9 protein-coding genes are annotated in these 12,451 nt (G+C 60.7%); 3 read left to right on the plus strand and 6 right to left on the minus strand.

The window, feature by feature from the left end; all coding sequences use genetic code 11:
- Positions 1-102 precede the first annotated feature (102 nt).
- Positions 103-897, plus strand: a complete 795-nt coding sequence (locus tag BSK43_RS28730; RefSeq protein ID WP_077468133.1) for a helix-turn-helix transcriptional regulator — start codon at positions 103-105, stop codon at positions 895-897.
- Positions 898-944: 47 nt separating this feature from the next.
- Here BSK43_RS28730 and BSK43_RS28735 read toward each other — a convergent pair whose 3' ends face one another.
- The 6 genes from BSK43_RS28735 to BSK43_RS28760 all read right to left on the minus strand — a co-directional run bounded on the left by BSK43_RS28735 (position 945) and on the right by BSK43_RS28760 (position 8,188).
- Entirely contained in the window at positions 945-3,284 is a 2,340-nt protein-coding gene (locus BSK43_RS28735) for a heavy metal translocating P-type ATPase (protein ID WP_077468134.1), read from the minus strand.
- Positions 3,285-3,419: 135 nt separating this feature from the next.
- Positions 3,420-4,607, minus strand: coding sequence for a diguanylate cyclase (locus BSK43_RS28740; RefSeq protein ID WP_077468295.1), 1,188 nt, complete (start codon positions 4,605-4,607; stop codon positions 3,420-3,422).
- 112 nt (positions 4,608-4,719) lie between these two features.
- Positions 4,720-5,697, minus strand: coding sequence for a zinc-binding dehydrogenase (locus BSK43_RS28745; protein WP_077468135.1), 978 nt, complete (start codon positions 5,695-5,697; stop codon positions 4,720-4,722).
- A gap of 41 nt (positions 5,698-5,738) precedes the next feature.
- Positions 5,739-6,341 carry a TetR/AcrR family transcriptional regulator gene (locus BSK43_RS28750; protein WP_068392790.1) on the minus strand — a complete coding sequence of 201 codons (603 nt, stop codon included), beginning with the start codon at positions 6,339-6,341 and terminating at the stop codon, positions 5,739-5,741.
- A 56-nt stretch (positions 6,342-6,397) separates the two neighbouring features.
- Positions 6,398-7,654, minus strand: a complete 1,257-nt coding sequence (locus BSK43_RS28755; RefSeq protein ID WP_077468136.1) for an arsenic transporter — start codon at positions 7,652-7,654, stop codon at positions 6,398-6,400.
- A gap of 99 nt (positions 7,655-7,753) precedes the next feature.
- The gene (locus BSK43_RS28760; protein WP_077468137.1) at positions 7,754-8,188 is read right to left on the minus strand and encodes a universal stress protein; all 435 of its coding nucleotides are present in this window, start codon (positions 8,186-8,188) and stop codon (positions 7,754-7,756) included.
- A 768-nt stretch (positions 8,189-8,956) separates the two neighbouring features.
- Here BSK43_RS28760 and cydD point away from each other — a divergent pair.
- Complete coding sequence (gene cydD / locus BSK43_RS28765; RefSeq protein WP_246662719.1) at positions 8,957-10,708, plus strand: thiol reductant ABC exporter subunit CydD; 1,752 nt, start codon at positions 8,957-8,959, stop codon at positions 10,706-10,708.
- Positions 10,705-12,396 carry a thiol reductant ABC exporter subunit CydC gene (gene cydC, locus BSK43_RS28770; RefSeq protein WP_077468139.1) on the plus strand — a complete coding sequence of 564 codons (1,692 nt, stop codon included), beginning with the start codon at positions 10,705-10,707 and terminating at the stop codon, positions 12,394-12,396. Before cydD ends, cydC begins: the two co-directional genes overlap by 4 nt.
- The last annotated feature ends 55 nt before the right edge of the window (positions 12,397-12,451 follow it).

The following is a 12,451-nucleotide window of genomic DNA, read 5'->3' on the forward strand; positions in this document are numbered from 1 at the left end:
GTTCCGCTTTCAAACTCTCGGTTCGCAAGAACGATAGCGCAGGGAGCCGTGGACGTGATAATGACATTCGGACGATAAATATCGCAAACCGGTCAAACAAACGTGGACCTTGAAAACATTGGCGACAGCCTTGATGGACCGCCGCTTATTACCTTCTGGGGATCGGATGAGCCCGGCAGTCCATTCCGTCTCGGGACCTTCGAATATGACTGGCATTGCCATGCGCGCGGCCAGCTGTTCTGTATTGAAAGCGGGCTTGTGCACATGCGCACGCCGGCGGGCTCCTGGTTGCTTCCACCGCGGCGGGCTGGCTGGATTCCGCCTGGTGTGATGCACAAGGCAAGCACAAACGGCGTGTTGAGCGGCTGGGGCATCTTGCTGACGCCAGCGGCCAGTGTCGGCTTGCCGAAAACCCCATGCGTTCTGAGCGTCACCGAAGTCTTGCGCGCGCTGGTACAAAGAACCGCCACCTGGCATTGGGAGGAAGGCCTGTCACCACAGCAGCGCCGTCTTGCTGCTGTCTTGATGGACGAGGTTCGCGCGGCGCCGACCGAAAGTCTGCACCTGCCCATGCCTGCGGATCGGCGTGTGCTTCGCATCGCCGAAGCCGTGCTGGCGGTTCCCGCCCGCGAGCAAACCTTTCATGAGCTAGCGCAACAAGCCGGTATCTCCGAGCGATCGGCGAGGCGGCTGTTCAATGCGGAAACGGGCATGTCTTTTGCCAACTGGCGGCAGCAGGCGCGATTGCTGCTCGCGCTCGAATATTTGACTGCGGGCAGATCGATCATCGAGGTGGCGGACGGCTTGGGCTATGCGAGCGCCAGCAGCTTTATCGCCATGTTCAGGAAGGCATTCGGCCTGTCGCCGCGCCGCTATCTTTCCGTCAGGAAATCCTGACGGGCGCCGAAGGTCGTTCGGCGCCCGCGTACGATATCTTCCTTTTGCTAGGCTGCCACTCGCCAGCGCTTGCCGCCGAGCAGACGCAGGGCGTTCATGGTGACCAGTACCGTTGCTCCGGTATCAGCAAGGATTGCCGGCCACAGACCCGTGATGCCGATGATGGTGGTAACCAGGAACACGCCCTTCAAGCCGAGCGCGATGGTGATGTTCTGGCCGATATTGCTCATCGTCCGCTTCGAAAGGTCGATCATCTCAATGACGTCGCCAACCCGGCCATGCAGCACGGCTGCGTCGGCGGTTTCAAGCGCGACGTCTGTGCCGCCGCCCATGGCAATGCCGACATCGGCCGCAGCGAGCGCCGGGGCATCATTGATGCCATCGCCGACCTTGGCGACGCGGAAGCCCTGGCGCTTCAACTCGCCGACGATCCGCTGCTTGTCCTCGGGCAGCAGTTCTGCCCTGACTTCGATGCCAAGCGTCTTGCCGATCGCTTCCGCTGTACGACTGTTGTCGCCGGTCAGCATGATCGTCTTGATGCCGGCATCCGTGAGCGCCTTCAGGCCCGCAGCCGTATCGGCACGCGGCTCGTCACGCATCGCCAGCAGGCCGGCGGCAGCACCGTTGACCAATAAAAGGGAGACTGTCTTCCCGGCATCGTTGAGCTTGGCGATCTGTACAAACTGTTCCTCAGTCAGAGAAACCTTGTCTGCCGCCGGCTGTGGCGAGCCGAGGAAGACCTCGACGCCTTCAACGGTGCCGCTCACGCCCTTGCCACCGATTGCCTTCGCATCGATGACCTGAGGGATGTCGATGGCATCGGCAGCGGCGCGATCAAGGATTGCGCGGGCAAGCGGGTGGTTCGAGCCGGTTTCAAGGGCCGCCGCCAAGCGCAACACCGCGCCGCCGTCCATGCCGAGCCCGACGATATCCGTGACCTTCGGCTTTCCTTCCGTCAGGGTGCCGGTCTTGTCGAAGGCAACGGCCGTGACTTTGCCGATGTTTTCCAGGACGGCTCCGCCCTTGAGGAGAAGGCCGCGCCGTGCGCCGGATGACAGCGAGGCTGCGATAGCGGCGGGTGTCGAAATGACCAGGGCACAGGGGCAGCCGATCAGCAGGATTGCCAGACCCTTGTAGACCCATTCACCCCAGGGGCCGCCGAGAAACAGTGGCGGGATGACGGCGACGAGCGCGCCGACAACAACGACGCCGGGCGTATAGTAGCGCGAAAAGCGATCGATGAAGCGTTCAGTCGGAGCCTTGGATTCCTGTGCTTCCTCGACCAGCTTGACGACACGGGCGATAGTGTTGTCGGCGGCAGCTGCAGTGACGCGGATGCGAAGGGCCGCATCGCCGTTGACGGTTCCGGCAAAGACGTTCGCATCTGCTCCCTTGCGCACAGGCGTGCTCTCGCCGGTGACGGGCGCTTCGTCGATGGCGCTTTCGCCGGACAGGATGACACCGTCAGCCGGAATTCGATCGCCGGGGCGAACCAGGATAGTCGCGCCCACGGCCAGGCTTTCAGCCTGCACTTCGCGGGTCTTGCCGTTCTCCTCGATAAGCGCGGTCTTGGGCACGAGATCCGTCAGTGATTGGATGCTGGCCCGCGCCTTGCTCGCCGCAACACCTTCCAGCAGTTCGCCGATCAGGAACAGGAAGACGACGGCTGCGGCTTCCTCGCTAGCGCCGATGATGACTGCGCCGATTGCAGCGATCGTCATCAGCATTTCGATCGAGAACGGCGTTCCCACAATCGCGGCCATGAAAGCGCGACGGGCGATCGGAATGAGGCCGACCAGCATGGCAGCGGTGAAGATCCAGGCGTCCAGTTCGGGCACCATCTTGCCGACAGCCCAGGCTGCCGCAACGGCTAGGCCGCTGGCGATGGTCAAACGCCCTTTCGACGATTTCCACCACGGTCCTGTGGTCGGTCCATGATCATGTCCGTGAAGACCGGCAACGGCTGCATCCTGAACTTTGGCGGCGTGGCTGTGTCCGGCGTGATCGTGCCGATGATCGCTCGTACCGTGGTCGTGATTATGATGGTCATGGTCGTGCTCGTCATGGTCATGCGATTTGTGATCATGGTGATCGTGGTGATCGTGACCGCAGCCGCAAGCCTGATCTTCTTCGACTTTAACCGCTACGGGCGCAACGCTTTGGGGAAGTGGGACGACCTTGTAGCCCAGTCCGGTGACCCGCTTCGTAATGGCCGGCGCAAGAGTTGCGTCGTCCTGATGCTTGACGGTCATGGTACCGGCCGTCACCGACACTGAAACGTCTTCGACTCCCGGGAGGCGGCGCACGGCGGTGTCGATCTTGGTGGCGCAGGAAGCGCAGTCCATGCCCTCCACGCGATAGCGGCTCTGTTGTGTTGTCGAAGTCATGTTCAGGTTCCAATTTCGCTGTTGGAACCATTGCTACATCCTCTAGCTACTAGAGAGACAAGAGCGAATTTTAGAATTTTTGCATGGCGCCTGCGAGTGGTGGGAATTCACCAAAATACCATGTTGGTCAGATGTTTAGGTCTCGTGGCTGTGGCTCTTCATCGGAACATGTGCCACGGTAACCGTGTTTCGGCCCGCCCGCTTTGCCTCATAAAGTGCGGCGTCAGCTGTCTTGAGGAGGTCCTCGAGCGACTCTTGTGTGGTCTTGCCGCAGGTGACGCCAAGGCTGGCAGTCACATGCCCGTCGTCGAGCCCGCGATGGGGAATGCCGAGGGCTTCGATGGAGCGCCTAGTTCTTTCGGCGATGGCGTAGGCCACCTCGCAATTGGTATCGGGCAATAGCACTAGAATTTCCTCTCCACCGAAACGGAATGCCGTCCCGTTGGCACCGATCTCCCGCGAGATGCACTGGCAGACGGCGCGAATACAATCGTCGCCTTCCATATGACCATGGACATCGTTGAACAGTTTGAACCTGTCGATATCGAGCATGATGATGGCGACAGACGCAATCTCGCCGTTCGCACGCCAGATCGACGAGCGCACGCGCTCGAGCGAGTGGCGGTTGAAGAGGCCGGTGAGTTCATCCCGTTCCGACTTCTGCTCCAGCTGCACATGCAGCAGGCTGCCGCGAAGCTGATTGAGGAAATTCAGCCGGTCCTTATGCTCGGTAAAATAGGCGCTCAGCACCAGGAAGATCGCAAGCGTCACATAGAAGGTGACGATGCCGGTGTAGACGACGTCGTCGAAGGCGCCGCTGAGCTTCGTGGTCGTGAACTGCACCGTACACATCAGCACAAGACCGATCAGGATCGTCGCGAACCGGGGCCTGAGGGCGATGACGAAGAACAAGAAGGCGGCGACATTGCCATTCTGATAGACGAATAGATATGGGCTGCCGCTGTGCATGGCGACCGACATCGGCAGCAGAACGCCGAGCACGGCCACGCCGATAGCAAGAAGATCGTAGTTCAGCGCACTCGGCCATCGCCGCAATGCCACGACGCTGAACAGTGCAAAGGGCGTAAAAATCCCGAAGCGCACCAGCACCAACTGCGAAAAGACGTCCGCCATCATGGTGCGGTCGCCGAAATAGACCAGATCATAGATCAGCGTGCCGACGATGGCCCAGACAGGCGCCAATCTGACGCGGGTTACCGCATAGTCTTTGAGGAAGAGCGATTCTATTGCCGGCTTGAAGCGAAGAAGTCGAAATCCGTTTCGGATTTGATCGTCAACCTCTTCCAATGTCACGGCGCTCACCAATGCTTCTCCGACTCATCAGACTTTTGCGTGTGATAACGCAAAAGTCTGATCAGGGTCTAAAGAATGATGAGATATCAAGGGAGTCACATATGAGTGAGATCGATATGGATCATGGTTTCAGGAGAACCTTGCCCACTTTGCCGGGGGCGAGGGAAGATTTCACCGCCTCAGCAATCTCCGTCATGTCATAGGCCGCTTCCACCGGCAGCTTGACGTCGCCGGAAGCAACACGCGTGATCAGTTCGCCGATCAATCGCTTCCGCTCATCGGTAGGCATGGCTGCGCTGATCTTGCTGCCCCAGAAGCCCTTTATGGTCAGCTGTTTGAAGATGATTGCACCCGAGGCAATATGCATCGGCTTGCCCGCGGCCGTACCGAAGGACACCAGAACGCCATTTTCCCCCAGCAGGTCGGCGAGATTGTTGCTTGCGACGCCGCCAACGGAATCGACCGCCGCCCGGATATGGGCGTCACCGACGATGGCGCGCACCTTGGTTTTCCAATCGGGCGATGCCGTCGAGACGACATTCTCGATGCCGAATTCGGCCAATTCCTCGACGCCGGCGTCGCGCCGAACGAGATTGACGATATGGACGCCACGACTATGCGCCAGCATGGCCAGGGTCTTGCCGACGGCTCCATTTGCCGCATTCTGGATGATCCAATCGCCCTTCTCGACGTTGAGGAACTCCAAAAGCGCGATGGCGCTGAATGGCATGGCGATGAGCTGTGCAGCGGCCTCGTCGCTGATGATGTCAGGCACGGGAACAAGGCTTGCCGCAGGCGCGGTGAACTGCTCGGCCCAGGTTCCATGAACGCCGGCCACAACGACGCGCTTGCCGATCAGCGCCGCATCAACGCCAGCGCCGATCGCATCGACGATACCCACAGCCTCGCTACCGCCGATGGCCGGCAATACCGGCTTGTAGCCATAGGCGCCTCGCACCGTCCAAAGGTCATGATTGTGGATGGGGGATAGAATCGTGCGAATCCGTACTTGTCCGGCGTCCGGCTGCGGCAAAGGCATTTCGGCAAGACGAAGAACTGCAGCCGGGTCGCCGAAGACTTCGTGAATGGCGCTACGCATTTTGATTTCCTTGCATGTTGATATGTCGGTCCCGGCTTGGGTCAAAGACTGCCGGGAGCGGAAAGGGCTTGCTCGGTGGCAAACAGGGCCTGATCGAGTGGTGTCTTGTCTTTTCCAAGTTTGGCCAGGATCGCCGCACCAAGCCAAAGGCTATAGAGCGAGCGGGCCATTTTCTCCGGGACGCAAGCGGGGGAGATGGAGCCGTCCGCGCGCCCTTCGGTAAGCGTTGTAGTGATGCGTCGAAGGAGATCGTCGACACCGCCGAGCAGGATCACCCGCATGCTTTCCGAAAGATCGGAGATTTCGGCTGCGAGTTTCACGACTAGGCACCGATCGGCAAGGCTGCCGGCATTGCCGTCCGAAAGCCATGCGTTCCAATAGTGCATCAATCGCTGGCGGCCGGTTCCCTTCCAGCCGAAAAGCGTATCAAGGCGCTGGGCATAGTCAGCACAATAGTCTTTCAGCAGGGCACAGCCAAACGCCTCCTTGGAGGCAAAATAGTAGTAGAAAGATCCCTTAGGCACGGCGCTCTGCTCGAGCAGTTCCTTGAGCCCCACACCGCCAAAACCCTTACGCAATACGAGCTCTCGCCCGATTTCGAGAATGTGATTGCGTGTCAGATCGGATTTCTTTCTGGTCACCATGGCCAGTGGGTAACAAATAATCGACCGGTCGTCTATAAGGCGGTCCTTGTTTGGTCCTATATCAACAGGAGAGCTGTCAGGGACAGGATCAGCGCCGGGAACATCACGACCACGCCGAGCTTCAGGAAAGCCCAGGTGCCCATGTGAAGGCCTTCGCGACGCAGGGCGGCAAGCCAAAGAATGGTGGCGAGCGATCCCGTGACGGACAGGTTGGGGCCAAGGTCGACGCCGATCAGCACGGCGCCCGCAATAGCATCGGGGACATGGGCGGTCTGCACCGCGCTGCCGGCAAAGAGGCCAGCCGGCAAATTGTTGACGAGGTTGGAGACGAGCGCGACCGAAAGTCCTGCCGCCCCGATTGCCTGCACCTGCGATTGAGCCGCGAGAGACGCAAGCCTTTCGGATAGAAGAGCAGTCAGGCCGGTGTGGTTGACCGCCTCGACGATGACGAAGAGCCCGGCAACCAGCGGCAGCACGCTCCAGCTTATCCCCTGGATGGTCTCGATCGGGCTTTGTCGTGTGATGGCAAGAACGATGACTGTCGTGAGAATACCGGCCGCAAAGGTGGGGATGCCGAGATCGAGATGCATCGCCGATGCGCTGATCAGGATCAGCGCCGTTACCAAAAGTCCCCATCCTGCCAGCCTGGCGCTTTGCGACAGGGCAGGCTGTTCGACGGTTGGTGCGATGGTGTCTTCGGCCAACGCTTGCCTCTGCGTCCAGTAAAGGCAGACAAAGGTCACTATGATCGAGACGATCGAAGGCAAGAGGAATGTTGCCATCCAGCGCGACAAGGGGGGCATTTCGCCGCCGGCGAAGATGACAAGATTGGCCGGATTTGAAATCGGCAGGACGAAGCTGGCGGCATTGGCGATGAAGGCGCAGACCAGCAGGTAGGGCATGGGGTCCTTGACCCGTGCCGCGCGGCAGGCGGCATAGACCGCGGGTGTGAGGACGACCGCGGTGGCGTCGTTCGACAGAAACACGGTCACGACAACACCAACGACGTAGACGAGCAGAAACAGCCGGCGCGGCGAGCCTTTGGCATGGGAAGTGGCGATCGCCGCGACCCAATCGAACAGCCCCTCCCGGCGGGCTAGCTCCGACAGCAACATCATGCCGATCAGGAAGAGATAGACATCGAAGCCCTTGGATACGCCTGCCCAGACATCGGCTGGGCCTATCAGCTGAAAGGCGAGGAGGAGGGCGGCACCAAGCACCGCCCAGACGGCTTCCGGCCATCGGAACGGACGTGCAACGACGCCGAGAGCAGTCAGTCCGGCAATACTCCAGGTGATGGCGGCTTCGGTCATTCAGATCATCTTGGGTGCCGGATGGAAGCGGGTATGTAACACTCTCAAACCGCAAAGCAAGCAATCACAAGGTTATTGCGCGATGGGACGCGAGGTTTGCTAGTTTTTGCCCGTGGTTACCGATCTCTCGGCGCGGTCGATGAGAACCGAACATTCGGCATGTCGGATGACATATTCGACGGTCGAGCCGAAGATGCGGTCAAGGATATCGGAGGCATGCGTCGCTAGGACAATCAAATCCGCCTTCCTCTCTTTGGCAATGATCAGCAAGGTTTTCGACGCCGTGCCGGTGCGCACATCGATCGTCGCGGTGATGCCAAGACGCCTGCAGAGCGCATTGAGCTTTTCCTCAGCTTCTCCGATCACGGACACGGCCCATTCGTCCGGGCTTTCATGTCCCGAGGGAAATCGCTCGACAATGTGGACTACGGTCAGCTGGCCGTTCGGCTTGAGGAGGGCGTAGGAGGTGCGCAACAGATGCTCGGCGCGTTCGCGTGATCCGAGCCCGATTGCACACATAACCCTGTCATACATCGTCATCTCCCTAAACGCCTCGGCATCCGAACGGTCTGCTGGTTCCGTATGCAATGTCAGGCTGAATTTGTCTGCATAATTAGTCGCTTGTCCAGCACATCGATAATGGCGCCGCCCGTCAAGCCTCCTGTGAGATCGACATGGGCCGCGCCTCGCCCGACTATGCTTGCTGTCATGAATGCCGACCGCGACGTGAAGTATGGTTGTGCAGGGCTGATTCGGCGATCCGTGTCTCGAAGATCAATCATTGCGATCAAAAATCACCGCTGTCACATATGCTTGCAGCGCGAATAACCAGAGCTCTCGGATATGCGTGCGGCACTCCAATACGCTCCGAGCAGGCGTCCATTGGTCGCGACATTATGTTGCATTGCAAAAATAATCTGACCAGCAGTTGGGTTCCGGCAATGCAGACATGAGCTGCCGGTTTCGCTATTTTGAAGCGATAACAGGGTGTTCTGCGTCAATCTGTCATCGCCAGGAACAAGCCCTGCGACATCCTGCGCGCTTTTGCGCAGTGCACAATCCGCCTAGAACCATGTCGCGAACAACTTGCTGCCTTATCAACCTGGCGGCGAGGCGGGCTATGTTACTCTTGTCGCTGACAAGAGCTGGAAAGCCAGTCATATTAGCGGTCCTATATCTTCGATTGCAGCAAGTGTGTTCTGGGTTCGGCGAGGGAAAGATGCGTCCGCGATGCGGATCATACCATCTTCGTCCGTCGACGGACCCTCCTTGATGGTATGAGATTGGAAAGGGTCGGCCGAAGTGAGTGTTTCCTCCACCAGCGATGGAATGTTGGAAAGACGAGAGGCTCAGGGTTCGAGCATTTCGACAATCAACAATACTCCCGAGGCTACGTCCGATCGGTGGACGAGGCAGGTTGCCGGCCTGGGTCCTGCGTCGGCCATTCTCTGTCTTTCCTCTTTGCTGTGGGTCGGCCAGGCCGCGATGCTTTCGATCGGCGTCGGAGCGATCAGCCAGGGCGGCGGCGTAAGCGAGGTGGCAGTTCCCGCTGCTGTCGTTGCTGGTCTTGGTATTTTGCGTGCAGCCCTGGATGCCGTGGGCGGCCGATTGACTTTCCGCGCGGCTCGACGAGAATTGAGCGTCCATCGCGCTGCCGCCGCTGCATCGCTCGCGAGGCGCTCGCCGCTCGATAGCGCCAGGCCGGCATCCGGACTGGCCGCAAGCGTTGTGGGTGAGCAGGCCGAAGCGATCGTTCCCTATCTGGCACGGTTTCGTCCCGCCCGCCTGAAGGCGAGCGCCGTGCCGCTGGTCTTGTTTGCCTGCATTCTGCCGATTTCCTGGGTGGCGGCACTCGTCCTGGCTCTCTGCGCGCCGTTGATCCCGATTTTCATGGCGTTGATCGGCTGGCGCGCCCAGGCTGCGAGCGAAAAGCAGCTCGCCGAAACCGGCGGCATCAACGCCTTTCTGCTCGACCGGCTGCGCGGCCTTGCCACTATTCGTGCGCTCGATGCTGTCGATGCGACGGCGTTGCGGTTGCGGGCGGATGCGGAATCGCTGCGGGTCCGCACCATGGCTGTGCTGAGGATCGCCTTCCTGTCCTCGGCAGTGCTCGAATTCTTCGCTGCTCTCGGTGTTGCCGCTACCGCCGTCTATGTGGGCTTCAGCCTGCTTGGGTCGATCGATGTCGGCACTTGGGGAAGTCGTCTGACGCTGACGCAGGGGCTGTTTATCCTTCTGCTCGCTCCGGCCTTCTTCGAGCCGCTGCGCGAACTGTCGGCCGTCTGGCACGACCGCGCCAATGGCGAGGCGGCTCTTGCGGCGTTGAAGCATCTTGCGACATTGCAACAGACCATTCTCGGCGGCAGCGATGGCAAACCATCGGTATCCATTGGTGCCGCTTCGGTTGACCTGGAAGGGGTGGTCTTTCGCCACAGCCCGGAGCGAAAACCTGTCATTGATCATTTCGATCTGTCGATCGCACCGGGTGAACATGTGGCGCTGTGGGGGGCAAGCGGCTGTGGTAAGACCACGATCCTGTCACTAATCGCGGGCCTGGCGCGCCACGAGGCGGGTATCATCCGCATCGGCGGCATGCCGTTGAGGGACGATACGGCAGATGAATTGCGCCGTCGTATGGCCTGGATAGGCCAATCACCCCATGTCTTTGCCGGCAGTGTCATGCGCAATGTTGTTCTCGGGCGCGCCGGTATCGACCGGGACGCGGTTACGGCTGCCCTTGCAGGTGTTGCTCTCGATCGGGTCTTCACTGCCGAGCGGGTAGCGGCAGTCGGGGAGGGAGGTCTTGGTCTTTCCGGCGGTGAAGCGCTGCGATTGGCGCTGGCGCGGATGATGGTCGATGAACAGGCCGACATCATCCTCGCTGATGAGCCGACAGCCCATCTCGACGCCGAGACCGCGTCTGCCGTGACAGATGCACTGCTTGCGCTTGCCGAGGGTCGCATCCTGATCGTCGCCACCCATGATGCAGTTCTGGCCGGACGTCTGGGCCGCATTATCAGCCTGGATGCGCAAGCCCGGAGGGCGGCCGCATGAAACGATCGCTGACGGCTCTCCTTCCTGTCATCAAGCTGTTCTGGATCGAACGCGGAGCGAGCCTTGCACTCGGTGCTGGCCTCTCAGCCCTGGCGATGCTTGCCGGCGGCGGACTGCTGGGGCTCTCCGGCTGGTTCATCACCGCCTCGGCTTTTGCCGGCATGTCAGTTGCAAGTGCCATGGTCTTCGATGTTTTTGCGCCATCGGCGGGCATTCGCATGCTGGCAATCGGCCGTACAGCAACCCGATACGCCGAAAGGATCGTCACGCATGATGCGACGCTCAAGGTGCTTGCGGCGCTGCGCGAGCGGCTGTTTCGCGGTTGGGCCGCGCCTGCCGCAGCGGCGTCGATGATCCGTCGGCCGGCGAAAATGCTGTTTCGACTGACGAATGATGTGGATGCGCTCGACTCGCTCTACCTTCGTGTGTTGGTGCCGGCCGTTGTCGCCATCCTCGCGGCGTTTGCCATCACGATCGCGCTCTTCTTCATCGATCCGATGCTTGGCGGTCTTGCCGGGCTATGGCTCATAACCATCTGTCTTGGTCTTTCGCTTATCGCTGCGCGCATGGCGCTGAAGCCGGGGCGGCGGCGCGCTCATGCGATGGAGGCCTTGCGAGCCCGGAGTATCGATCTCGTGGCGGGCCAGACCGAGCTGGCAATGGTCGGGCAGTTGCAGGCGCAACAGCAGGCGATTGCCGAGGCGGATCGCCGTCTGGCGCAGGCGGATGATGCTCTCAACCGTATCGACAGCGCGGTTGCGGCCGGCTTTTCTCTGGCGTCGACCTTGCTTTTGACTGCGACCCTGCTGAGCGTCGCGTTGCTTGCCAAAGCGGGAACCATCGGCGCGCCTGCTGCTGCCTTCGCACTCCTCATTGCCTTCGCTGCCACGGAGCCGTTTGCGGCCATGCGACGCGGCGCCCTGGAACTCGGGCGCACCTTGCTTGCTGCCAAGCGCATAGCTCCGCGGTTGAGCCCGGTTGCCACGGCACAGAAGATCGCCGTGCCGGAGGCGGGCTGGGCCTTCAAAGCGAAAGGTGCCGTCGCCGGACATGAAGGTGCCGCGCGGCCTGCTTTGCCGGGTCTGTCTCTGTCGTTGGCAATCGGCGAACGATTGGCCGTCGTCGGGCCGAGCGGAGTGGGAAAATCGACACTTTTGGCATTGCTGGCAGGCGAGATCGCTGCGAACAGCGGCTCTATTGCCTGTGTGCCGACGGCGAGGTTGACGCAGCGCAGCGAGCTGTTTCAGGACACGGTGCGCGGCAATCTGCAGCTGGCCGCACCGGATGCTGACGATAGCCGACTGCTGGAAGCGCTCGCGACGGCGGGGCTAAGGGAGGACATCGAAGCCTTGCCGCATGGTCTTTCGACCCGGCTCGGCGAGGGCGGCAGTGGTCTCTCCGGTGGACAGTTGCGCCGGCTGGCGCTCGCCAGGCTTCTACTGCGGGATACACCCATCTGGCTTCTCGATGAACCGACGGAAGGCCTCGATGCCAAGACGGCGCGCGCTGTTATCGAAAGATTGGCCGCAGTGGCCGTTGGGCGCACCCTCGTAATCGCCACCCACATTCGTCGCGAGGCTGAAATAGCCGACCGCATCGTACTTCTGGATGGCGGTCAGATCACCGCGACAGCACGGCGCGGCACACCGGAATTCGAAACGCTTCTCGCCCGGCTTCGGCCGGACTGAGGAGCAGACAACATGCCCGCGGCGCGTCGAATGGCGCCGCATTCCTGTCAGACAC

The organism is Rhizobium sp. P44RR-XXIV, from assembly GCF_001999485.2.
Lineage (GTDB): Bacteria > Pseudomonadota > Alphaproteobacteria > Rhizobiales > Rhizobiaceae > Rhizobium.